21 protein-coding genes are annotated in these 22187 nt (G+C 66.8%); 3 read left to right on the forward strand and 18 right to left on the reverse strand.

All coding sequences use genetic code 11. The annotated features are described in order from the left end of the window. Positions 1-4 precede the first annotated feature (4 nt). Together ACR9Y6_RS12760 and ACR9Y6_RS12765 are read right to left on the reverse strand one after the other, a co-directional pair. On the reverse strand, positions 5-1138 hold the full coding sequence (locus tag ACR9Y6_RS12760) for an efflux RND transporter periplasmic adaptor subunit (RefSeq protein WP_481281620.1): 1134 nt from the start codon (positions 1136-1138) through the stop codon (positions 5-7). A 120-nt stretch (positions 1139-1258) separates the two neighbouring features. Beyond that, positions 1259-1720 (reverse strand): MarR family winged helix-turn-helix transcriptional regulator, encoded by a 462-nt coding sequence (locus ACR9Y6_RS12765; RefSeq protein WP_371022576.1) that lies wholly within the window; start codon positions 1718-1720, stop codon positions 1259-1261. Positions 1721-1799: 79 nt separating this feature from the next. On the opposite strand from ACR9Y6_RS12765, the gene ACR9Y6_RS12770 reads away from it, so the two are divergent. Further along, positions 1800-2306 carry an O-acetyl-ADP-ribose deacetylase gene (locus ACR9Y6_RS12770; RefSeq protein WP_481281621.1) on the forward strand — a complete coding sequence of 169 codons (507 nt, stop codon included), beginning with the start codon at positions 1800-1802 and terminating at the stop codon, positions 2304-2306. A gap of 3 nt (positions 2307-2309) precedes the next feature. Here the strand turns inward: ACR9Y6_RS12770 and ACR9Y6_RS12775 are convergent, their stop codons facing one another. The 12 genes from ACR9Y6_RS12775 to ACR9Y6_RS12830 form a co-directional block, all read right to left on the reverse strand. Beyond that, a complete protein-coding gene (locus ACR9Y6_RS12775) occupies positions 2310-4016 on the reverse strand; it encodes a BatD family protein (protein WP_481281622.1) in 1707 nt (568 codons plus the stop codon). Next, entirely contained in the window at positions 4013-5917 is a 1905-nt protein-coding gene (locus ACR9Y6_RS12780) for a VWA domain-containing protein (protein WP_481281623.1), read from the reverse strand. The genes ACR9Y6_RS12775 and ACR9Y6_RS12780 overlap by 4 nt, the downstream gene beginning before the upstream one ends. Next, positions 5914-6897 (reverse strand): VWA domain-containing protein, encoded by a 984-nt coding sequence (locus ACR9Y6_RS12785; RefSeq protein WP_481282729.1) that lies wholly within the window; start codon positions 6895-6897, stop codon positions 5914-5916. The genes ACR9Y6_RS12780 and ACR9Y6_RS12785 overlap by 4 nt, the downstream gene beginning before the upstream one ends. Further along, positions 6890-7399: a DUF4381 domain-containing protein gene (locus tag ACR9Y6_RS12790; protein ID WP_481281624.1), complete on the reverse strand. Its 510-nt coding sequence runs from the start codon at positions 7397-7399 to the stop codon at positions 6890-6892. The genes ACR9Y6_RS12785 and ACR9Y6_RS12790 overlap by 8 nt, the downstream gene beginning before the upstream one ends. After that, positions 7399-8319 (reverse strand): DUF58 domain-containing protein, encoded by a 921-nt coding sequence (locus ACR9Y6_RS12795; protein WP_481281625.1) that lies wholly within the window; start codon positions 8317-8319, stop codon positions 7399-7401. Before ACR9Y6_RS12795 ends, ACR9Y6_RS12790 begins: the two co-directional genes overlap by 1 nt. Further along, entirely contained in the window at positions 8316-9308 is a 993-nt protein-coding gene (locus ACR9Y6_RS12800; protein WP_481281626.1) for an AAA family ATPase, read from the reverse strand. Before ACR9Y6_RS12800 ends, ACR9Y6_RS12795 begins: the two co-directional genes overlap by 4 nt. Before the next feature lie 111 nt (positions 9309-9419). Continuing rightward, entirely contained in the window at positions 9420-9833 is a 414-nt protein-coding gene (locus ACR9Y6_RS12805; protein ID WP_481281627.1) for a hypothetical protein, read from the reverse strand. Positions 9834-10025: 192 nt separating this feature from the next. Beyond that, complete coding sequence (locus ACR9Y6_RS12810; RefSeq protein WP_481281628.1) at positions 10026-12293, reverse strand: type IV pilus secretin PilQ; 2268 nt, start codon at positions 12291-12293, stop codon at positions 10026-10028. Positions 12294-12312: 19 nt separating this feature from the next. Next, complete coding sequence (locus ACR9Y6_RS12815) at positions 12313-12840, reverse strand: pilus assembly protein PilP (protein WP_481281629.1); 528 nt, start codon at positions 12838-12840, stop codon at positions 12313-12315. Continuing rightward, the gene (locus tag ACR9Y6_RS12820; RefSeq protein ID WP_481281630.1) at positions 12837-13487 is read right to left on the reverse strand and encodes a type IV pilus inner membrane component PilO; all 651 of its coding nucleotides are present in this window, start codon (positions 13485-13487) and stop codon (positions 12837-12839) included. The genes ACR9Y6_RS12815 and ACR9Y6_RS12820 overlap by 4 nt, the downstream gene beginning before the upstream one ends. After that, positions 13484-14224, reverse strand: coding sequence for a PilN domain-containing protein (locus tag ACR9Y6_RS12825; RefSeq protein WP_481281631.1), 741 nt, complete (start codon positions 14222-14224; stop codon positions 13484-13486). The genes ACR9Y6_RS12820 and ACR9Y6_RS12825 overlap by 4 nt, the downstream gene beginning before the upstream one ends. Further along, positions 14224-15282: a pilus assembly protein PilM gene (locus ACR9Y6_RS12830; RefSeq protein ID WP_306851013.1), complete on the reverse strand. Its 1059-nt coding sequence runs from the start codon at positions 15280-15282 to the stop codon at positions 14224-14226. Before ACR9Y6_RS12830 ends, ACR9Y6_RS12825 begins: the two co-directional genes overlap by 1 nt. Before the next feature lie 234 nt (positions 15283-15516). On the opposite strand from ACR9Y6_RS12830, the gene ACR9Y6_RS12835 reads away from it, so the two are divergent. Both ACR9Y6_RS12835 and ACR9Y6_RS12840 read left to right on the forward strand, forming a co-directional pair. Beyond that, the gene (locus ACR9Y6_RS12835) at positions 15517-18099 is read left to right on the forward strand and encodes a penicillin-binding protein 1A (RefSeq protein ID WP_481281632.1); all 2583 of its coding nucleotides are present in this window, start codon (positions 15517-15519) and stop codon (positions 18097-18099) included. A 61-nt stretch (positions 18100-18160) separates the two neighbouring features. Further along, positions 18161-18817, forward strand: coding sequence for a hypothetical protein (locus ACR9Y6_RS12840; RefSeq protein WP_481281633.1), 657 nt, complete (start codon positions 18161-18163; stop codon positions 18815-18817). Here the strand turns inward: ACR9Y6_RS12840 and ACR9Y6_RS12845 are convergent. From ACR9Y6_RS12845 to ACR9Y6_RS12860, 4 genes are all read right to left on the reverse strand, one after another. Further along, on the reverse strand, positions 18801-18995 hold the full coding sequence (locus ACR9Y6_RS12845) for a hypothetical protein (protein WP_481281634.1): 195 nt from the start codon (positions 18993-18995) through the stop codon (positions 18801-18803). The genes ACR9Y6_RS12840 and ACR9Y6_RS12845 overlap by 17 nt on opposite strands. 148 nt (positions 18996-19143) lie before the next feature. After that, positions 19144-20439 carry a citrate synthase gene (locus ACR9Y6_RS12850; RefSeq protein WP_481281635.1) on the reverse strand — a complete coding sequence of 432 codons (1296 nt, stop codon included), beginning with the start codon at positions 20437-20439 and terminating at the stop codon, positions 19144-19146. Between the two features lie 236 nt (positions 20440-20675). Continuing rightward, positions 20676-20921 (reverse strand): type B 50S ribosomal protein L31, encoded by a 246-nt coding sequence (locus ACR9Y6_RS12855; RefSeq protein WP_306851017.1) that lies wholly within the window; start codon positions 20919-20921, stop codon positions 20676-20678. 284 nt (positions 20922-21205) lie between these two features. Beyond that, positions 21206-22138: a nucleoside hydrolase gene (locus ACR9Y6_RS12860; protein WP_481281636.1), complete on the reverse strand. Its 933-nt coding sequence runs from the start codon at positions 22136-22138 to the stop codon at positions 21206-21208. Positions 22139-22187: the final 49 nt, after the last annotated feature.

Raw genomic sequence — 22187 nt, forward strand, 5'->3', positions numbered from 1 at the left:
GCCCTCAGCCCTTGTCGACGCGCACGCGGGCGCCGTCGACGAGCAGCATCTGGCCTTCGGTGACGACACGCTCGCCTGCCTGCAGGCCCTTGTCGACGACCACGCGATCCGCGCTGGTCGCGCCGGTGACGATCGTGCGTTGTTCCACCGTGTCGTCCGGCTTCACCACGAAGACGAAGGTGCCCGCCGTCGAACTCTGCAACGCCACCACGGGGATGCTGATCGCGTCGATCAGGCGCGTGGTCGGCAGCGTCACCTCGGCGAACTGACCCGGCGTGAGCCGCCCGTCCGCGTTCGCGAAGCGTCCCTTCAGGACGATCGTGCCCGTGGTGGCGTCCACCGCGTTGTCGATGAATTCCAGTTCGCCCGTCAGCGGTTCGCCATCGTCGCCGGGAATCTTCGCGTGCACGGGCAGCGGCCCGCGACGCAGGCTGTTGCGCACGGCGGCGAGGCTGTCCTCGGGAATGGCGAAGGCCACGCGGATGGGGTCGACCTGGTTCAACACCACGATGTCGGTGGTGTCGGCGCTCAGCGTGGCACCGGGATAAGCGAGCGGCGCGCCGGTCACGCCATCGAACGGCGCGACGATGGTGGTGAATTCCAGTTGGGTCCGCGCGGCGCGGGCCGCGGCACGATCGCTCTCCAGCGCGGCGCGGGCCACGCCCAGGTTGGCCTTGTACAGGTCGTAATCGGCACGGCTGACGAAACCCTTGCCGAGCATGTTCTGGTAGCGCTCCAGGTCCGCCTCCGCCTTCACCAGCTGCGCCTGGTCGCGGGCGACATTGCCCTGGGCTTCATCGTAGGCGGCCTTCAACGGGCGCTGGTCCACGCGAGCGAGCAGGTCGCCCTTCTTCACATGGCTGCCCGGCGTGAAGGCCAGCGATTCCAGCTGCCCGTTGACCCGGGAGCGCACGTTCACCGTCGAATAGGCTTCGGCGCGGCCGATCACCTTCAGGGAGAGGTCGATCTCTCCCTGCGTGGCCACCGCCGTGGCGACCGGGACCCCGGCGGGAGTGGATGCCCCCGCCTTGGGCACATCCTCGCTCCCGGCGTCGTGACGCCAGAGGCCGACACCAAGGGCCACGACAGCCACGAGGCCGACGATGAGGATGAGTTTCTTCCCTGGGGATCGCTGCATCTGGGCTCCGGCCGAACCCTGGAGGGCCCGGTCGCCGCGCTGGGGAACGCGGTCGTTGGTTTCAGGACGGATATCCGTAAAAGCTAACGCACATGGTTGTCGGCCGGTTGACCCGGGGGCTCAGCTTTCTTCGCCTGGGCCGTCGAGCCCTTGCAGGTTTTCCTTCATGCGGTCCAGGACGGCCAGCATGGTCTGCAGGTCGGCCGTGGAAATCCCCTGGGTGGCGTCCCGGCGCAGGCCTCGGGCGATATCTTCCATGTCGTCGATGACACCGCGGGCCTGCTCGGTATCGTGCAGCCGCCAGGCCCGGCGATCCTTGGGGTCGGCCCGGCGTTCGACGAAGCCGGCGGCCTGGAGGCGGTCGATGACGCGGCCCACCGCGATCGGCTCCATGTCCAGCTGTTCGGCCAGTTCGTTCTGACGCATGCCGGGGCGGCGATGCAGGGCCTTGAGGGCACGCCATTGGGCGCGGGTCAGGCCGAAGCGCACCGCTCGCCGATCGAAGTGCTTGCGGAAGAGCAAGGTCACGTCGTTGATGAGGTAAGCGAACGAGATGTCTTCAACTTTGAGCTGGTCGGCCATAACCTTCGGCTGCATTAATAGAACTGACAGGTTGTCATCGTAACTAAATGCCGGCGAGCCGTCACAAGGAGAAAATCCTATGGCTTTCGAGGTGATCCAGGCCGATATCACCACCCTGGCGGTGGATGCCATCGTCAATGCGGCGAACGAGTCCCTGATGGGCGGTGGCGGCGTGGACGGTGCCATCCATCGGGCGGCCGGACCGGCCTTGCTGGCCGCTTGCCGGGCCATTCCCGAGGTTCGCCCCGGCGTCCGTTGCCCGACCGGAGAGGCCAGGATCACCCCCGGTTTCGCCCTGCCCGCACGGTTCGTGGTCCATACGGTCGGGCCGGTCTGGCGCGGGGGCGAGGATGGTGAGGCCGACCTGCTGGCGGCGTGCTATGCGAATTGCCTCAAGCTGGCCCGCGCGCACCAGGTGGAATCGATCGCCTTTCCGGCCATCAGCGCGGGCGTCTACGGCTATCCCGCCAGCGCGGCGGCCAACGTGGCCGTCGAAGCCTTGCGTACCGCCGAATGGGTTCCGGCTCGGGTGGTTTTCTGCACCTTCGGCGACGCGATGACCCGGGCATACGCGGGGCTGCTGTAGGTCCTAGCGAGGATAGAGCGGCGGGAGGCCATCGCTTCTGTTCACCGCCGGTGGCTCCAACCAGTCGAATCCCTTGGCGAAGGCATCGCGCAACTGGCCGGCCGGATGCTCGCCCCCGGCGAAGCGGGCGCGCTGCAAGGCGGCGATCGCATCCCGTTGCACGCCCTCGCGGAGGGCCACGGAAAGTTCGCCCGGCGTGCGGATGGACGGCCGCACGATGCGTGCCCATTGCAGCAGGGCCCGCTCCGTGGCGGCGAGATCGTCGCCCGCCGCGGCCTTGAGGAAATACTCCTGCGCCGGGCGTTCGCGGGTGATGGCCGGAACGCCGGGATCCGTGGACGCGCCGGTCGACGAAGCACCGCGCCGAGGCCGGCGGCCGAACACGAACCACGCGGCGAGCGTGACCAGCCACAACACCAAGGCGGCGACGAAGAGCCAGCGCCAGGGCATCCCCGCGCCGGCAAGCGGCGATGGCGCCACGCCCGTCGTCGACGCAGGCGCCGGTGCCGACGCACGAGCTTCCTGGGACGGGCCCGACGGCACCGGCGCCGCGGTTCCGGAGCCCGCGCCGACGACGATGTCCTGCGCGGGCACGACCGCCACTTCGGCCTTGTCGGAGACGACGTTCCACCAGTGCAGCGTCGTCTCCGGAATATGCAGGGTGCCGATACGCGTCGGTACCACCGCGAAGCTTTGCTGGCGCCGCCCGGTGACCCACGAACCGCTGCTGCCACCGCCGGTCACGGCCTTGTCGGGATAAACGTCCGCGCCATCCAGCTTCGGCAGGGAGAGCGCGGGCAAGGCCTCGAAGGGAATGCCCGTTGCCTCCAGGCGCATGTTCAGGGTGATCGGCTGGCCCACGCGCGCCTTGCCGTCGGCCGGCATGCCATCGAGCGACAGCTTGAGTTCGCGCGCCGGAATCCATGAGCCACCGGCCGCCGAGGCAGGCCGGGCGCGTACGTCGACGCGCGCGCGTTCCGCCACGGCGTTGATGGGCTCCCCGGCGCCGAAGAAGGAGTTCGCGTCCGTCGGGTCCACCGCCGTGCCCTGGAACGTCGGCGGCTGGATTTCCAGCGTGCCCGCGTGCTGGGGAAAGATCGCGTAGTGCCGCTCGACGACGTTGAACCGCCGGCCGCCACGCATGGTCTGGTAGTTCGCGTCCTGGCCGATGCGGCGCACCTCGGCGGCTTCGGCGGACGGGTCACCCAACTGGCCGTCCGCGAGGTTTACAGCGAAGTAAAGGCGCAGCGTGTAGTCGATCTGCTGTCCGACATACGCCTGCGACGGCTCGGCTTTTCCTTCCAGCACGACGGGACGATCCGCCGCGGCGCTGCCGGCGTCGTTGGACGCGGACACGTCGAGCGGCAACGGCTGGGTGCTCTGCCCCGCGATGACCAGTGAAGGCACGGTGAGATGGCCTTCGCGACGGGGACGCAGGGCGATGCCGAGGATCGTGTGCGATTCCCGGCGACCGTTGACGATGCTCAACGAGTGGTTGGTGGACGTGCCCAGTACGACGAAGTCCGGCGTCAACGGCGAAAGATCCGGTGCACTGGATGTTTCATCGCCGATCTCGATGTTCAATGTCACGGTCTCGCCGAGACCGATCTTGCCACGGTCGAGCGAAGCCACCGGTGCCGCGGCCTGCGCCCAGGCCAACAGCGGCACGCAACCCAGCAAGAGGCACGACAGGAACCGACGCGGTCTCATTCTTCCGGCTCCGCGCCGTGGCGCCGTTGATACTCGAGCATGAACTTCCTCCGTAACAAGCCACCGGGATCGTCCGGCACGCGCATCAGGGCACGCTGTACGTCGGGCGGCAATTTGGACGACGCATCCTTATCCGATACCACGCCAAGGTCGTGCGCCTGATCGCCATCCTTGCCTTCCTTCGCGTCACGCTGGCCTGCCAGCGCGGCGTCCATCTTCTGCTTGAGCGCTTCCTGGGCCTGCTTCGCCTGCGCCTGCTCGGCTTGGGACTTCGCCGCCGCGTCGCCCTGCGGCGCCTGCGCCTTGCCGTTGTCCTTGCCGCGATCGTCGCCCTCCCCTTCGCCGGCCTTGTCTTTCGCGCCTTGCTGGTCGCTTCCTTCCTTGCCGTCGGCACCGGATTGCTGGCCGCTCTCGCCGTTGCGACCTTCCTTGCCGTCATCCTGGCCTTGTTGCTGGTCCTTGTCGCCGGATTGGCCTTGCGGGTTCTTGTCCTGCTGCCCCTTGCCGCCCTTCTTGTCCTGGTCGCGTTGCTTGTCCTCTTGCTGCCGCTTCAGGAAGTCGGCCACCGCCTTGCGATTGGCGACGGCGTCCGCGTTACCCGGGTTCGCCTTCAGCGCGCGGTCGTACGCGGCGAGCGCGTCCTGGTAGCGCTGCTGTTTCGCCAGCGCGTTGCCGAGGTTGTATTGCGAATCGCTGTCAGTGCCATGCGCGAGCGCCGCTTCAGCGGCCGCGTAGTCGCCGGCGCGATAGGCCGCGGCGCCACGCAGCCCTGGATTTCGCGCCAGTGCCTGGGCGCGTTTCGCATCGCCCTGGGCCAGCGCCTGCGCGGCTTGCTGGTCGCGCGTGCGGAACGCATCGACGACGCCGTCGGCACGCGCGGGCGATAGTGGCAACACGGCCAAGGCAAGCACCAGCAACCATCCGCGACGGAACGCCAGTGCCACGATCGGCAACAGGGGCAGCAGCAACCACGGTCCGCGATCCTGCCATTGGCCGGAGGCGGCCCCTTCGACCGGCTTGCCATCGCCTTCGCCCTGCAACAGGTCTGCAAGCGCGGTCACGTCGGACGTATCGTCGGCCACCGGCATGTAACGCCCGCCACCGGCCTCGGCGACGGCGGCCAGCGAGGCGTCGTCGCGTGGAGCCATCACGATGGCGCCACGCTCGTCCTTCAGGAATCCCCCGTCGTCGGCGGCGATGGGCCCGCCGCGCGTGCTGCCGATACCCAGCACCGATACCCTGTCGCCCGACACGCGCGCGCGACGTGCGGCGGCGACGGCCTCGGCATCGGCGCGATCGGTCACCAGCACGATGGAGCCACCACGCAAGTCGGCGTGACGGATCAACTCGGCCGCCTGATCGATCGCCTTTCCTGGATGGTCGCCTTCCACGGGCATGGTGTCGGGCGCCAGCGCGGTGAGCAAGTCATCCACGCTGTGCGCGTCGGTCGTGAGGGGCGCCACCGTGAAGGGTTCGCCCGTATAAGCGATCAGGGCGTTCATGCCGTCGCGGTTGGCGGCATAGAGTTCACGCACCTTGTAACGGGCGCGGCTCAACCGGTCGGGCACCACGTCGCGCGATGACATGTGCGGCGACATCGACACGACGACCACCTGCGCGGCGCGCTCGGCAAACAAGGGTTGCGCTTGCCTGTCCCATGCCGGTCCCGCCAGTGCGAGGATGGCGAGCGAAGCGGCGGTGACGAAGGCGACGACCGGTGCGCGCGACGCCGACGGCGTGCCATCGAGCAGGTAGGGCAGCAGCGCGGGATCGGCGAGGCGGGCCAATACGCGTTCCTCGCCGGAGCGGCGCCCGACCAGCCATGCGATGACGGGAACGAGCACCAGCAACCACAACCAGCGCGGCTCGATGAAATGGAAATCCGCAAGCCACCGGCTCATGTGGCCACCCTTCCACCCGACACGTAACGCGGCAGGGCCGCGAGCGCGAAGAATGCCAGCGCGGCGAGCAATGGCCAGCGGAACAGTTCGTCATGCGGCCGCAGTGACGCACCCTGTTGCGGCACGGGCTCCAGTGCGTCGATGGCCCGATAGGCGTCGGCCAGTTCGTTGGTATCGGTGGCCCGGAAGAAACGGCCACCGGTCTGGTTGGCGATGTCGGTGAGCATGCCGACATCCAGGTCGGCGGAGGGATTAACCACGCGGCTGCCGAAGAAATCGGGCACGCGCATGGCGTTCGCGCCGATACCGATGGTGTAGACACGCACACCCGCCGCTTTCGCGGCGCGAGCCGCCTCGCGTGGCGCGATGGAGCCGGCGTTGTTGACACCGTCGGTGAGCAGCACGACCACGCGTGCCTGCTCGGGCATGTCGGCCAACCGCTTCACCGCCACCGCCAGTGCGTCGCCGATGGCGGTCTCGCGCCCTGGCAAACCCACCACCGCGCCATGCAGCTGTGCGCGCACGGCGTCGAGATCATAGGTAAGCGGCGTGACGAGGTAGGCCTGCGAGCCGAACAGGATCAAGCCGAGTTCATCGCCGGCCCGGCGATCGATGAAGTCACCCGCGATCGCTTCCACGGCGGCGAAGCGCGTCACCATCCGGCCGGCCAACTGCATGTCGTCGAGCGACATGCTTCCGGAAAGGTCGACCGCGAGCATGGTGGCACGGCCGCTGCGCCGCTGCGGTTCCGGCGGGCCCAGGTGCTGTGGGCGTGCGGCGGCGGCCACCAGGCAGAGCCACGCGAGCGCGAGCAACACCGTCGCGGAGAACGGTGCCTTCGTCAACGAGGCCTGCACGAGCACGAGCCCCGGCTGCGGCAGGTTCAATGCCTGCGCCGGCTTCACCGGATGCAGCACGCGGCGCAGCAGCCACGGCAATGGCAGGGCGAGGAACATCCACGGCCACGCGAACTCAGGCAGCGGCATGATCACGCCTCCCGCGACGCCCGTGCACGGCAGTTCGGCGCCGCATGGCCGCACGCACCCACGTTTCCACGTCGCGCGCCGTGGCTGCGACGTCGAGATCCACGTCGCGCCGGTACTTCACGGTGTCCAGCGCGACGAGGGTGCCGACATCGTGGTTCGGCACCATGGCGGCCAGGGCGTCATGCCACGATTGTCCGGACTTCGTCACGCTGCTTGCGTCACGGCTTCGGGCGACGCGACGAACGAGGTCGCTTGCCGCCGCCGCGAAAGCTGGCTTGTCGCCGTCCGTCGCGTATCTCGCCATGGCCTCACGCAGATCCGACAATGACGCGTCGACGTGGCGCCGCCATGCCGCACGCCGACGCAGGAAAATCGCCACGCCCACGACCAGCGCGGCGAGCAAAGCGAGCAGGAACCACCAACCGGGTGCCAACGGCCACCACATCGATACCTGCGGCACGTGGATGTCACGCAATTCGGGTCCGTTGTCTGGCATCAACGTCCCCTCGCCGTTCCAAGAAGAGCCACGACGGCGTCGAGTGGATCGGCACTTGTGTCGAGCGTGCGCTGGCGCAGGCCCAGGCCCGTGCAAAGCTCGGTCAGGCGGCGATTGCCCTCGCCGAGGCCGCGCGCGAAATCGGCGCGTTGGCGGTCGCCATGCAGGACCACGTCGTAGTGCGTGCCTTTATGGGCGAACGGATAGCGGCCTGCGGGGGGTTCACCGAGTTCGAGGGGATCGGCCACGGCCAACACCGCGACCTCGGCCTTCGCGACGAGGCCGAGCATCCGGCCTCGCGCCGCCTCGTCCACCGCGAAGCCGTCGCTGACCAGCAGCACCCGCGAGGCGCCGTGCATCAACCTGCCCGCTCGCTGGAGCGCGGCGGAAAGGGTCTCGTCGTCGCCTGGCGGCAAACCGTCCCAGGTGGCGATGGCGCCTGCCACCGCGAGCGCGCCGCGCGCACCGCCCTGGGGACGCAACAACTGTCGTTGCCCACCGAAAGCCAGCACGCCGACACGATCCGAACCGCGCACGGCATACCACGCGGCCATGGCGGCCACGCGCGCCGCTTGCACGGACTTGAAGCGCGTGCGCGTTCCGAAACGCATGCTCGCGTTCGTATCCAGAAGGATCAGCAAGCGCCCCTCGCGCTCCTCCTGGAACAACTTCGTGTGCGCGACGCCACTGCGCGCCGTCAGCCGCCAATCCATGCGGCGCACATCGTCGCCGGCCTGGTAGACGCGGGATTCGGCGTAATCCATGCCGCGCCCGTGCAGCCGCGATGGCTTCTGGCCACTGCGCTGCGCGCGCGAGACCACCGGTGGCGCGGGCGCACGGGCGACACGCGAGCGCAAGGCGATCAGTTCCGGGAGCGACACACGGACGCGCCCATCGGCGATGGGTGCGGTGGCGTTCACGGCAACGGGACGAGATCCAGCAAGCGGTCGATCACGGCGTCGATGCGCACGCCCTCGGCTTCGGCCTCGTAGCTCGGCAGCACGCGGTGGCGGAGCACCTCGTGCGCGATGGCGTGGATGTCGTCCGGTACCACGTAGTCGCGGCCAGCGAGCCACGCCCGCGCGCGGGCGCAGCGGTCGAGCGCGATCGTCGCACGCGGGCTGGCGCCCCAGGCGATCCAGCGGGCCAGTTCGGCGCCGTATTTGCCGGCCTCGCGCGAGGCGACCACGAGTTGGGTGATATACAACTCCAGCGGTTCGGCCATGTGCACGTCCAGCACCGCGTCGCGCGCGGCGAACACATCGGCGGGACGCAGCATGTGCGACGGCGGCGGCACCGGATGCAGTGCCTGCCGTGCCTGCTCGCGGGCAAGGCGGAGGATCGCCAGCTCGGCGTCGGCATCCGGGTAACCGATCGTCACGTGCATGAGGAAGCGGTCGAGCTGGGCTTCCGGCAAGGCGAAGGTACCTTCCTGCTCGATCGGGTTCTGCGTGGCCATGACCATGAACAGGTCCGGCAACGGCCAGGTGCGCCGGCCGATGGTGATCTGCCGCTCGGCCATGGCCTCGAGCAGGGCCGACTGCACCTTGGCCGGCGCGCGGTTGATCTCGTCGGCGAGCACGATGTTGTGGAACAGGGGCCCCCGCTCGAACTCGAAGCCACCAGTCTGCGGCCGGAAGATGTCCGTGCCGGTCAGGTCGGCGGGAAGCAGGTCCGGGGTGAACTGGATGCGGTGGAAATCGGCCTCCACGCGCGTCGCCAGGGCCTTGATCGCGGTGGTCTTGGCCAGGCCGGGCGCGCCCTCCACCAGCAGGTGGCCATCGGCCAGCAAGGCGATCAGCAGGCATTCGACCAGGTGCGGCTGGCCGATGATGCCGCGCGCCAGTTCCTCGCGAAGACGAACGAAGGCCGCCTGAAGAGGCGTTGCATCGGTTAGCGATGTGGTCATCTGGGTAACTCGTAACGCGGAATGGCTGATGAGACCACACTCGCGGCGAGAAGTTTAGCCAACCACCGGCAGGGGGCCCCCTGGGCGCCCCTGCCGGTGGCGGCGTTTTCCTTACGAGTTACGACGGATGGTTACGACGTTGTTCGAGAACACCTGGCCCTGGAAATAACCGCAGCGACTGGCGTCCTTGCGCTGGGAGACGACGGCCCAGCCCGTCGGGTAGCCGAACGACAAGCAGACATCGAGTGTCGAGCCGACCGGGAGATCGACGAAATAAGTCATCTCCTGCCAGTTCACGCCCGGAATGCTGCCCGGCGCCGAGCACGGCGAGCGATAACCCTGGTTGGTCTGGATCCAGCCTGAAGTGATCTGAGCCGGCAGCGTATCGGACAGGCAGCCCGACAGGGTCGGCGCCCCGTTCTGTCCGGTGCCCGGTACCGTGGTGGCGGAGGCGGCACCGGACATGGCGAAGGCCACGGCGGCGAAGAGAAGACCGGACAGCAAGTTCTTTCCGTTGAACGTCATGTCAAACCTCACGATTGTGGGAAACCATCACGACGATGGCCTCTTTGAATCACCCCGAGATCTGGATCCCTGACAACCTCGCGAAGGTAGCGCGCTACCGCACCGCGCGACATGCGCCGCATCACATAACTGACGCCGTAAAAAAACGCCCGCGACAAGCGCGGGCGTTCAGACAAGCCGGTGAGCGCGAGCTTATTGCAACGTATCGCTCAGGATGCGCGGCGTGACGAAGATCAGCAGTTCGGCCTTGTTGTTGCCGCGGTTGGTACGGCGGAACAGCACGCCGAGACCGGGGATGTCGCCGAGGCCGGGCACCTTGTCCGTGGTGTTCGACTTGGTGATCTCGTAGATGCCGCCAAGGACCACGGTCTGGCCGTTGTCGACCAGCACCGAGGTGTTGATCTCCCGGGTATCGATCGAGGGGACGAAGCCACCGCCCGGAGACGGCGTGTTGCCGGCGAGGGCATCCTTCTTCACGTTGATCTTCAGGTACACGCGGCTATCCGCCGTGATCGTCGGGGTGACCCGCAGTTCGAGCACCGCATCCTTGAACTGGACCGTGGCGTTCGAGGCGCCGCCGCCCGTGCTGGAGGCCTGGTAGGTCACGTAGCCGATCTGCGTACCCTGCTTGATCACCGCTTCCTGCTGGTTGGCGGTGATGACGCGCGGGCTGGAGATGACTTCGCTGCGACCTTCGGTCTGTGCCGCCGAGAGTTCGAGGTCGACCAGGTAGTTGGCGCCGAGGATCGCCAGGCCGATGCTGCCGGCCGGATTCGAAACGGGCAGGTTCACGTTGTAACCGCCCGGCAACTCATAAGCGTCACGTGTCGGCAGGTTGCCGGTGCCGCCGTTGGCGTTGTACTGGTTCACCGCGTTGGCGTAGTTCACGTCACTGTTGCGGACGCTCGTCACCAGGCCTGCGGTGCCGGTGCCGTCCGTGCCGCCGCTCAGGTTCGGCGTGGTACCGACGATCTGGTTGGCGTTGTTATGGTTGAACGCCTGCGCACCCCAGCGGACACCGAGCTGGCGGGTGAACTGGTCGGTGGCGACGACGATGCGCGATTCGATCAGCACCTGCTGTACCGGACGGTCGAGCGTGCCGATCAGCTCGCGCAGGTCGCGGATCTTGTCCGGCGTGTCGTTGATCAGCAGGGTGTTCGTGCGGTCGTCGAAGGAGACGCTGCCGCGCGGGGAGAGGAAACCGCGGGTCGTGTTACCGCCGGTCGACCCGCCGCCGCCCTGCATGCTGCCGGAGGTCAGCAGCTTGGCGATGTCCTCGGCCTTGCCGTAGCTGATCGGGATGTAGTCGGAAATGAGTTCCGCGGACTCCTGGGCCTTCTGGCGGGCGTCGGCGAGGCTCTGCTCGTAGTTGGCCAGTTCCGCCTGCGGCGCGATCCACACGACGTTGCCGCTGCGGCGCTTGTCCAGGCCCTTGGCACGCAGGATCACGTCCAGCGCCTGGTCCCACGGGGTGTTGACGAGGCGCAGGGTGACGCTGCCGCCGACGCTGTCGGAAGCGACGAGGTTGAGCTTGGCTTCGTCGGCGATCAGCTGCAAGGCCGACCGCACCGGGATGTCCTGGAAGTTGAAGGTCAGGCGCGAACCCGAATACGTCGGCTCCTGACCCTTCGCGTTCTTGCCCGTCGGCGCGGCGGCCTTCTTCGGTGCCACTTCGACGGCGTATTCCGTGCCGTTCTGGTACGCCGAGATCTCGATCTCGCCCTTGGTACGGATATCCAGGCGGGCACCGCCCGGACGGGAGGTGGGCTCGATGGATTGCACCGGCGTCGCGAAGTCGAGCACGTCGAGGCGCTGGGCGAGCTTCGGCGGCAGGCTCGAACCGGGCAAGCTGACGATGACGTGATCGCCTTCGCGATGCATCTCCGGCGTGGAGGCGCTGCTGCCGAGCGTCACCAGCACGCGTCCCTCGCCGTTCTGGCCGCGACGGAAATCGATGTTCGACACGGGTACGCCGGCGCTGGATGGCAGCGCCTTGGTCGGGTCGGACACGGTCGCGGTCGTCGTCGTGGCACTGCTCGGGCCGTTGTTCACGGTGACGATCAGGTTATTGCCCTGCACGCGCGTCTTGTAGGCGGAATCGCGGAACAATTCGATCGTGACGCGGGTGCGGCCTCCGGCCGACACCACCGAGACGCCTGACGTGGCGCCCTTGCCGATGTCGAGATGACGGGTGCTGTACGCGTTGGTCGTATCCGGCAGGTCGATCGCGATGCGCGGCGGGTTGCTGGTCGTGAAGACCTTCGGCTCCGGCGCGGCGTCCGCGAAGGCGAGGGTCAACTCGATGCGGCCTCCCGGCTGCGCGTCGTAGGTGACGTTCTGCAAGGCGTTGGCGGCTGCCGCCGTGCCAGCGAAAGCTCCGGACAAGGCCAGCACGGCGCCGAGGATCCAGCGGCGCGGCCGATGGCGCGCGCTACCCGGCAGATTGAGTTTGGTCGTCATGTGCGTCATCCCCGAGTTCTTATTTTTCGCCGACCGCGATGCTTGCCGGGCGCTCCATCCAGCCGCCGCTGCCATTCGGCACCAGCTCGACCAGATCGATCCGATCCTCTCCGACGGCCGTGATACGGCCGTAGGCCTGCCCCATGTACTCATTTCGGTGAACGCGATGGATCACCCCACCGGGGTCCTTCACGAGTGCCTCCAGCTTGGCACCGGCACCGACCGTGCCAACCATCTTCAGGCTGTCTAGCGAGAACATTTCCAGCGGTTCCTTCGGACGGTTCTCATCCGGGCGCGGACCATTCGCGGCACTCGTGTCCATTTCCGCCGTGCTCGGGCTGAATGGATCGCGGGCACCCTGGTCCTGGTAGGCGAACGTCTCGAACGTGCGGATCACCGGCAACGGCGGGATCGGCTCGCCCTTCTTGTGCTTTTCGGCATCGACCCACTCACGAAGGTCCGACGTGCCGCGCGTGCAGCCGGCGAGCGCCAGGGCCGCGAACAACGCGAGGGCCACGGGCCGAAGGATGGCGTGTGCTCGTGTCATCGCTTCTTCCCCTTCACCGTCTGCGCAGGCTTGGGTGTCTCGTCGTCGTCGAGGTAGCGGTAGGTTTTCACCGTGCCCTGGAGGACGAGTTGCCCGGAACCCACCTTGCCGTCCTTCGCTTCCTTCGGGCTCAACGAGACATCGTGCAGCGTCAGGATGACCACGCGCGGAAGCGAGGCCACGCCACTGATGAAGGTGCCGAACTGGTGGTAAGTACCGATCATGCGCAGCGTGATCGGCTTTTCCGCGTAGAAGTCCTTGGGCGTTTCCGGACCGGGCTGGAACAGCTCCGTCTCGATGCCCGCGGCCAACGCGGTCTGCGAGATGTCGATCAGCAGTTCCGGCATTTCCGTCTTGCTGGGCAGCTGGCGCAGCAGGGTGCGCAGCATGTCCTGCATGTCCGACAGCTGCTGTTCGAGCGCCTCGAGGTTGGCCGACTTGGCCTGCTTCTGCGAGAACTCGGTCTTCAGCCGGTCTTCCTGGCCCTCGGCATTGGTGAGGTCGTCCTGCTGGTTGCTGATCTGGAAATACCAGCCCACGAGCAGCACCACCGCGAACACCAGGATGGTGAAGAACAGCTTGATCGACTTCGGCCAGCCACCGACGTTGTGGCGATCGAGATTGCGCAGGTCGTCGAAGAATTTCATGGCTTGGCTCCTGCCGGGGCGACCGGGGCCGGGGCCGGGGTCGCGCCTGTCGGGGCGGAAGCGGGGGCCGCGGGCGTCGGTGCCGGCGTACCGGCGACGGCTTGCGCGGCGTTGGCCAGCGGCGCGGGAACGACGGCGGCCTTGGCCGGAGCGGCGGCGGTGGACGATCCCGCCGGCGCGCCATCGGGCGTGTCGCCGGGACGGTTCAGGTGTACATCGAGACCGAAGCGATACGGCATCCGAGACGCGTCGTGCGTGTTCTCCGTCTTGCGCAGGTCGGCATGGCCCATCCAGGGCGAGGCCTCGATGTTGCGCATGTACTCGGCCACGCTGGAGTTGGACTGGGATACGCCGTCCAACGACATGGAATCGCCGGATTGCTTCATGCCCGACAAACGGGCGCTGGAAGGTATCGTCTTCACGAGCTCGTCGAACAGGTGGACCATCTGCGACCGGTTGGCCTGGAGCTGCTCGATGATCTGCTTGCGTTGGAGGAGGTCGGAACGGACCTTCTCCAGGTCCTTGATCTTCGCGATACGGTCGTCGAGCTGCTTGATCTCGCTCTGCAGGTACGTGTTCCGCTCGCCCTGGTTGTCGATGCGGGCATCCATCCAGAACGACCAGCCGATCAACACCACCAGCGCGGCGCCGAAGGCGAGGCCCAGCTGGGTATAGAACTCCCTTTCCCGCTGCTTGCGGCGTTCGGCGCGCCAGGGAAGTAGGTTGATGCGTGCCATCAGTCGAAACTCCTCATGGCCAGGCCGACGGCGATCATCAACGCGGGGGCATCCTGGGCGAGGGTCTGGGCCTGCACGCGGCTGGACAAGGCCATCCGGGCCAGCGGATTGGCCACCACGCAGGGCACGCCCAGCTGCTGTTCGAGCAGTTCGGTGATGCCTTCGATGGAAGCGCAACCGCCGGCGAGTACCACCTGGTCCACGCGGCTGTATTCGCTGCCGGCGAAGAAGAACTGGAGAAGACGGCTGACCTGCTGGACCAGCGATTCCTTGAACGGCTCCAGCGCCTCCATCTCGTAGGATTCGGGCAGCCCGCCCTTGCGCTTGGCACGCCCGGCTTCCTCGTAGGAGAGGCCGTAGCGGCGCATGATCTCGTCGGTCAGCTGCTTGCCACCGAAGACCTGCTCGCGGGAGTAGATGGTGCGCTGGTTCTTGAGCACCGCCAGCGTCGTCATGGTCGCGCCGATGTCGACGACGGCGACCAGCGCGTCGCGGGAGACCGCGAGCTGGTCGGCCACCATGCCGAAGGCGTTCTCCATGGCGAAGGCCTCCACGTCGATGACCCGTGCGGTCAGGCCGCCCAGGTCCAGCGCCGCGATGCGCATGTCCACGTTCTCCGTCCGCGAGGCGGCCAGGAGCACGTTATTCATCTCGGGATTGTCGCGAACCGGGCCGAGCACCTCGAAATCGAGGCTGACTTCCTCGATCGGGTAAGGGATGTACTGGTTGGCCTCGACCTGGATCTGGCCTTCGAGGTCGTCCTCGGAGAGATCGGCCGACATGGGAATGATGCGGGTGATCACCGCGGAGCCGGCCACGGCGGCCGCCGCGTGCTTGATCTTGGCACCGGAACGGGCCAGGGCGCGGCGGATGGCCTCGCCGACCGCCTCGACCTCGACGATGTTCTTTTCCACCACCGCGTTGGGTGGGAGTGGTTCGACGGCGTAGTGTTCGACGCGATAGCGCCCGCCGGCTTGGCTGAGTTGAAGCAGCTTTACCGCGGTCGAGCTTATGTCGACGCCGATCAACGGCGCCGCCTTGGGTGTAAAGAGCCCCACGATTCCCCCTTCCCCGCGCCTTGTCGGAATTGGTCTTCGGCGCGAAGGCATTAGATCTAAAACTTAACAGATTGGCAACGGCCGGTCGGGCCGCTTACCGGCACTAATTCACAAATCCAGTCACTGGGTTAGCGAAATCCCCTCATGCCGGGTCGAACCCTCCTCCCCCGCCCCACCCCCCGGCTTGGTTCTATACTCCGCCACGACCCATACGGCGGTGACCCCTCCCCCTCCATGCGAATCCTCAAGCGTCTGCTGCGCTATGCGCTGTACCTCGCCCTGGCCGGCATCCTGTTCGTGGTTGGCGCCGTGGGCGTCGCCTACTGGCTCCTGGCGCCGCGCCTGCCGTCCGTCGCCGTCCTGCGCGACTACCACATGCAGGTTCCGCTGCGTGTCCTGAGTTCCGACGGCCGCCTGATCGCCTCCTTCGGCGAAACCCGGCGCATCCCCGTGCGCATCGCCGACGTGCCGGCACGCCTCAAGAATGCCGTCTTATCGGCCGAGGACGCCGATTTCTATAGCCATCCGGGCGTCGACTGGCACGGCATCGCCCGCGCCGGCATCCATGTGATCCTCTCCGGCGGTGACAAGGGGCCGGGCGGATCGACCATCACCCAGCAGGTGGCGCGAAACTTCTTCCTCAGCCCGGAGAAGCTCTATTCGCGCAAGCTGACGGAGATGTTCATCGCCCTGCGCATGGAAAACGAGCTGACGAAGGACCAGATCCTCGAGCTCTACATCAACAAGATGTTCCTGGGACACCGTTCCTATGGCCTGGCGGCGGCGGCCTCGTATTACTACGGGAAGACGCTGGACCAACTCACCGTTGCCGAAAGCGCCGCCCTCGCCTCGACCTTCCAGCTTCCTTCGGTGGTCAATCCACTGAACAATCCCAAGCGCCTGCTCGCCCGCCGCGACTGGGTGCTCGGCCAGATGCTGTCCAACCGCTTCATCACGAAGGCCGAATACGACGAGGCGATCAAGGAGCCCAACGACGCGTTCCCCCACGAACAGCAGATCGAGGTGGACGCCCCGTACCTGGCGGAGATGGTCCGTCAGCAGGTGCTGGAGAAATTCGGCAACGAAGCCTTGACCGAGGGCTACGTCGTGCATACGACGGTGCCCAGCGACAGCCAGGCCGCCGCCAACGAGGCCTTGCGCGGCCGTCTCTCGGCCTACGATCGCCGCCACGGCTATCGCGGTCCCGAGGGCCACGAAGAGTTGCCTGCGCAGGCCGGCCCGGAGGACTATGACCGCGTTCTCGCCGGCTACACGAGCGTCGCGGGCATGATGCCGGGCATCGTCACGGAGACTGGCGCAAAGGAGGCCAAGGTGTACCTCTCGCCCAAGGAGACGGTCACGCTCAGCCTGGAGTCCATGGCCTGGGCACGGCCTTATGTCAACGAAGGGCGCGCCGGCGCGGCACCGACCCGCGTGGATGCCGTGCTCAAGCGCGGCGATGTCGTCCGCCTGTTCCGCGCGGCGAAAGACGACGTGAACGAGGACGTGGCCAGCGGCGCCGCGGAAGAAGGCAAGGAGGCACCGGCGCCCAAGGCGGAGCCGGCCCGGCTCGAATGGCGCCTCACCCAGATCCCCGCCGTGCAGGCCGCCCTGGTCTCGCTGGATCCGGAAGATGGTGCCGTGCGCGCATTGGTAGGCGGTTTCAGCTTCGTGCGCTCGAAGTTCAACCGCGCCGTGATGGCCGCCCGTCAACCGGGCTCCAGCTTCAAGCCCTACCTGTATTCGGCGGCCTTCGAGCGTGGCTTCACGCCGGCATCCATCGTCAACGACGCCCCCGTGGCCTTCCCCGATCCTTCGCGCCCGGACGGCATGTGGACGCCGGCCAACGACGACAACAAGTTCGACGGCCCGATGCGCCTGCGCGAGGCCCTGGTGAAGTCGAAGAACCTGGTCTCGGTACGCTTGCTCGATGCCATCGGCCTGCGCTTCGCGCGTGACTACATGACCCGGTTCGGCTTCACGCCGGACGCACTGCCGCAAAACCTTTCGCTGGCGCTCGGTACGGCGTCCGTGTCGCCGATGAGCATGGCCCGTGGCTACGCGGTGTTCGCCAATGGCGGCTATCTCGTCACGCCGTATTTCATCTCCCGGATCGACGACCGCGACGGCAACCCCGTCTATCTGGCCAATCCCGAGCGGGCCTGTGCGGAATGCCAGGAGCGCCTGTTGAACCCGACTCCGCCGGGGCCGCCGACGCAGGCTTCGACCGCCTTGATTCCCGCGCGTCCGGCGACCTCGAGCACGGCGGCGGGCAGCGGCACCGGCGACGCCGTGCTTCCCGCCGATGCCCATGCCAGCGCTTCGGAAGCGCCGAAGCTGGCGCCGCACGTGATCGACGTACGCAACGACTACCTCGTCACCTCGTTGATGCAGGATGTGGTGAAGCGCGGTACCGGTGCCGCGGCGAAGGCCCTGGGCCGTGACGACATCGCGGGCAAGACCGGTTCCACCAACGACCACCGTGACGCCTGGTTCGTCGGCTTCAACGGCGACGTGTCCACGGCGGTCTGGGTCGGCTTCGACGACTTCAGTTCGCTGGGACGTGGCGAGTTCGGCGCCAAGGCCGCGCTGCCCATCTGGATGGACTACATGGGCGCGTTCCTCAAGGACAAGCCATCGCACATGCTGGCCATGCCGCCGGGTATCGCCACGGTGCAGATCGATCCGGGTTCCGGCCTGCCCTCGCCGGGCGGCATGAACGAGATCATGAAGGTCGAGGACGTCGACCGTCTTCGCGAGCAGGCGACACAAAAACAGCAGGAGGAACAGCAGGAACACGCCTACGACATCTTCTGACGCGCGCGCCGAGCCAGCGATCGCGCGTCTGGCACACGTTCACACCATACGGGGGTGAGTCATGGCACGAGGCGAACACCACAGGATCCATGCCCAGGACCGGACGCAGCGCAATCGCGTCCTCGTCGCCCAGGAGGCGGCACGCCTGATGAGCGAGCACGGTATCCGGGATTTCCACCACGCGAAGGTGAAGGCCGCCGAACGGCTCGGCATCGTCGACACACAGGCCCTGCCCCGCAACAACGAGATCGAGGACGCGCTGCGCGAACACCAGCGCCTGTTCCATGGCGATTCGCAACCGCAGGCCCTGCGGGCTCGGCGCGAAGCCGCGGTGGAAGCCATGCACTTCCTGCGCGGATTCGACACCCGCCTGGTAGGCGCCGTTCTCGAAGGCACGGCGGACGAGCATTCCGCCGTATGCCTGCATGTCTTCAGTGACGATCCGGAAGCCCCTGGCCTGTTCCTGCGCGAGCGAGGCATCCCCCTGGAAACCCAGACGCGGCGACTGCGCTGGTCGGGCACCGCCCAAAGCGAACATCCGGTATTGCTGTTCGGTGCCGACGGGATTCCTTTCGACCTGACCGTGTTGCCGATGGATGCGCTGCGCCAGGCGCCACTGGATCGCGTGGACGAACGGCCGATGCGCCGTGCCACGGCGGCCATGGTGCAGGAGCTGTTGGCGGAAGAGGACATCGCCGCCTTCAACGCGTCTTCTTGATGAAGAAATAGATCGTGCCGGCTCTCTTGGCGAGAGCCGGCTTCTTGTTGGAAACCGATTGGTGGTGGGAACCGATTGGTGGGAGCCGGCTTTGGTGGGAGCCGACCTTGTCGGCGATCCCGCGATAGCGGGCCAGGTTCAGGCAAGCACCCATCGCCGACAGGGTCGGCTCCCACAAGATCCTTCCTGAGCTGAGGCAAGCAGCCATCGCCGACAAAGTCGGCTCCCACGGAAATGATTCTCCCATTGGGGTGAATTTCCCACCGGAGCGCTTCTTTCCCTGGCACCGAGCAAAAAAAAACCCCGCTTTCGCGGGGCTTTTTTTCTTAGCGCTTGTCGTTCGGAACGTAGTCGCGAACGTCGGCGCCGGTGTAGATCTGGCGCGGACGGCCGATGCGCGATCCCGGGGTCTCGTGCTGCTCGATCCAGTGCGAGATCCAGCCGGACGTGCGCGCGATGGCGAACATCACGGTGAACATCTCGGTCGGGATGCCGAGCGCCTTGTAGATGATGCCCGAGTAGAAGTCGACGTTCGGGTAGAGCTTGCGCTCGACGAAGTAATCGTCCTTCAGCGCGGCTTCTTCCAGCTTCATCGCGACGTCGAGCAACGGGTCGTTGACGCCGAGTTCGTTGAGCACCTTGTGGCACATTTCGCGGATGATCTTGGCGCGCGGGTCGAAGTTCTTGTACACGCGGTGACCGAAGCCCATCAGGCGGAAGGAGTCGTTCTTGTCCTTCGCACGCTTGACGGCCGTCTCGACCTTGTCGGCCGAACCGATTTCCTCGAGCTGCTTGAGCACGGCTTCGTTCGCACCACCGTGGGCCGGACCCCAGAGCGCGGTGATGCCGGCGGCGATCGACGCGTAGGGATTGGCACCCGTCGAACCGACCAGGCGGACCGTGGAGGTGGAGGCGTTCTGCTCGTGGTCGGCGTGCAGGATGAAGAGCAGGTCGAGCGCCTTGGCGACGACCGGGTTCAGTTCCAGCGGCTCGCTCGGCACTTCGAACATCATGTGCAGGAAGCGCGTGACGTATTCGAGGTTGTTGCGCGGATAACGCGTCGGCCAACCGATCGAGTGGCGGTAGATGGCGGCGGAAATCGTCGGCATCTTCGCGATCAGGCGGATGGCGGCGAGCTTGCGGTCTTCCGGGTTATCGACGTCGAGCTTGTCGTGGTAGAACGCCGAGAGCGAAGCGATCGAGCCGGCCAGCATGGCCATCGGGTGCGCGTCGTGGTTGAAGCCGCGCAGGAAGAACTTGAGGTTCTCGTGCATCATCGAGTGATGCGTGATGTCGTGCTCGAACTTCGCGAACTCGGCCTTGCTGGGCAGTTCGCCATTGAGCAGCAGGTACGAGGTCTCGAGGAAGGTGGACTTCTCGGCGAGCTGTTCGATCGGGTAGCCGCGATACAGCAGGACACCCTTGTCGCCGTCGATGTAGGTGATGGCGCTCTTGGTGCTGGCGGTGCTGCCGTAGCCCGGATCGTAGGTGAAGTAGCCGGTGTCCTTGTACAACGTGCCGATGTCGACGCACTCGGCGCCGAGCGTGCCGCCGATGACCGGCAGTTCACTCACGGGCTTGTTGGATTCATCGACCAATTTGACGGTTTTGGCGTCGGACACGGCGAGCTCCTCTTCTTCTCGGCGATTTTGGGGAAACGGCACCCTGGGGAAGGCGTCGTACCGGCCACTACGTGCAGCCGAAGTTCCCCATTATCGCACAGAGGCTGTTCGAACGTCCGTTCGACCAACGGGCAATTCGTGGACGCAAAAAGACACGGGGCAAGCCGTGGGCTCGCCCCGTGTCTGTCGATCCTCGCGAAACGCCACCCCGCAGGCGGCGCGCGGATTTCCCGGTATTACTTCTTGCCGTAACGCTGGCGGAACTTGTCGACGCGGCCGCCGATGTCGAGCGTCTTCTGCTTGCCCGTGTAGAACGGGTGCGAATGGCTGCTGATATCGAGCTTGATCACCGGGTATTCGTTACCGTCTTCCCACTTGACGGTCTCCTTGCTGGACATCGTCGAACGCGTCAGGAACGCGAAATCCGACGACAGGTCCTGGAAGACCACCGGCTGGTACTTCGGATGGATGTTCTCTTTCATGGCTTGAACCTGAGAAATAGCGGGGTGAAAAGAGCGGCATTGTAACCAGCCGAGCCGGCCACGGCAAGCCTCGCCCATGTTGGCACCCGAGGGGGCCGCTTCTGTTGTGGGAGCCGCTTCAGCGGCGACGGGGGCTTACCTGGAACTGGCCCGCTGCCGCGGGATCGCCGATGAATCGGCTCCCACAGGGTATGCCAAGCCCACCAGGGCATCGGTATGGGGTATGGCAACCACCCCGGGGCAGGCAGAGCCCATGATGGGAGGCGGCCACGAGGGCGGGCGACTCAGCGGGCGCCCAGCGCCCCGGCGATCAGTTCGCGAAAGCGGTCCTGGTCCACGTCCAGCACGATCCTGGCGTTGGCCCGGCCGCCGAGGCGCCGGTGCCAGTCGACCACCGTGGCGCCGCGGGTCAGCCGGCCGTCTAGCTCGATCGCGACATGGCGGGTCTCGGCCCGCACGACCATGGACGGGTCGAGGGCCACGGCCATCGCCAGGGCGTCCGCCGCGATGAAGCCCGTGCGCTCGTGCTCGGCGTTGAAGCGGCGCGCGGTGCCGAAGATCTTCTCGAAAAATACCGCCCGGTTGTCGCCAGAGGCTATCCATTCCTCGTAGACCTCGTCTGCGAAGGCATGACGCACCGTGGCTTCCCAGTCCACGAGGTCGAACATCTCGAATGCCTCGAACACCACGTGGGCCGCTTCGGGATCGAAACCGATGTTGAATTCGGCGGGGACCTTGCCTGTGTTCCCATGACCGGTGACAGCGCCCCCCATGACGACCAGGCGCTTCACGCGCGACGGGAACGCCGGGTCGAGACGGATGGCCAGGGCGAGGTTGGTCAGCGGCCCGAGCGCCACGAGCGTCAGTTCGCCCGGGCGCTCGCGGGTCAGGCGGACCAGGGCGAGCGCGGCGTGCTCGGCCTGCGTGGGATGCGAGGGCTCGGCGAAGCCGACGTCGCCGAAGCCGTCGGCACCGTGGACGAAGGCCGCGTCCTCGTCCGGGGCACGCACCAATGGCGACGGACAACCGGGATGCACCGGCGTCGCCGCGCCGATCAGTTGCACCAGCGTGCGGGCATTGCGCACGGTGTGGTCGAGCCCGACATTGCCCGCGGCCACCGTCAACGCGGTGACATCGGCATGCTCGTGCGCCATCAGGATGGCCAGCGCGTCGTCCACGCCGGGGTCGGTGTCGATCAGCAACGGGGTTCGGGTCATCGGGATCGTGTCGTGGAACGGCCGGACAGCATAACGCCGTGCATCGAAT

The sequence above is a fragment of the Luteibacter sp. TLI7-4A genome, assembly GCF_056754745.1.

What these genes read in the sequence shown, in the direction of transcription:
- ACR9Y6_RS12760 (WP_481281620.1), bottom strand. Translation starts at nt 1,138, where the DNA reads ATGCAGCGATCCCCAGGGAAGAAACTCATCCTCATCGTCGGCCTCGTG.
- ACR9Y6_RS12855 (WP_306851017.1), bottom strand. Translation starts at nt 20,921, where the DNA reads ATGAAAGAGAACATCCATCCGAAGTACCAGCCGGTGGTCTTCCAGGAC.
- ACR9Y6_RS12815 (WP_481281629.1), bottom strand. Translation starts at nt 12,840, where the DNA reads ATGACACGAGCACACGCCATCCTTCGGCCCGTGGCCCTCGCGTTGTTC.
- ACR9Y6_RS12790 (WP_481281624.1), bottom strand. Translation starts at nt 7,399, where the DNA reads ATGCCAGACAACGGACCCGAATTGCGTGACATCCACGTGCCGCAGGTA.
- ACR9Y6_RS12810 (WP_481281628.1), bottom strand. Translation starts at nt 12,293, where the DNA reads ATGACGACCAAACTCAATCTGCCGGGTAGCGCGCGCCATCGGCCGCGC.
- ACR9Y6_RS12840 (WP_481281633.1), top strand. Translation starts at nt 18,161, where the DNA reads ATGGCACGAGGCGAACACCACAGGATCCATGCCCAGGACCGGACGCAG.
- ACR9Y6_RS12835 (WP_481281632.1), top strand. Translation starts at nt 15,517, where the DNA reads ATGCGAATCCTCAAGCGTCTGCTGCGCTATGCGCTGTACCTCGCCCTG.
- ACR9Y6_RS12800 (WP_481281626.1), bottom strand. Translation starts at nt 9,308, where the DNA reads ATGACCACATCGCTAACCGATGCAACGCCTCTTCAGGCGGCCTTCGTT.
- ACR9Y6_RS12770 (WP_481281621.1), top strand. Translation starts at nt 1,800, where the DNA reads ATGGCTTTCGAGGTGATCCAGGCCGATATCACCACCCTGGCGGTGGAT.
- ACR9Y6_RS12765 (WP_371022576.1), bottom strand. Translation starts at nt 1,720, where the DNA reads ATGGCCGACCAGCTCAAAGTTGAAGACATCTCGTTCGCTTACCTCATC.
- ACR9Y6_RS12775 (WP_481281622.1), bottom strand. Translation starts at nt 4,016, where the DNA reads ATGAGACCGCGTCGGTTCCTGTCGTGCCTCTTGCTGGGTTGCGTGCCG.
- ACR9Y6_RS12860 (WP_481281636.1), bottom strand. Translation starts at nt 22,138, where the DNA reads ATGACCCGAACCCCGTTGCTGATCGACACCGACCCCGGCGTGGACGAC.
- ACR9Y6_RS12805 (WP_481281627.1), bottom strand. Translation starts at nt 9,833, where the DNA reads ATGACGTTCAACGGAAAGAACTTGCTGTCCGGTCTTCTCTTCGCCGCC.
- ACR9Y6_RS12825 (WP_481281631.1), bottom strand. Translation starts at nt 14,224, where the DNA reads ATGGCACGCATCAACCTACTTCCCTGGCGCGCCGAACGCCGCAAGCAG.
- ACR9Y6_RS12780 (WP_481281623.1), bottom strand. Translation starts at nt 5,917, where the DNA reads ATGAGCCGGTGGCTTGCGGATTTCCATTTCATCGAGCCGCGCTGGTTG.
- ACR9Y6_RS12820 (WP_481281630.1), bottom strand. Translation starts at nt 13,487, where the DNA reads ATGAAATTCTTCGACGACCTGCGCAATCTCGATCGCCACAACGTCGGT.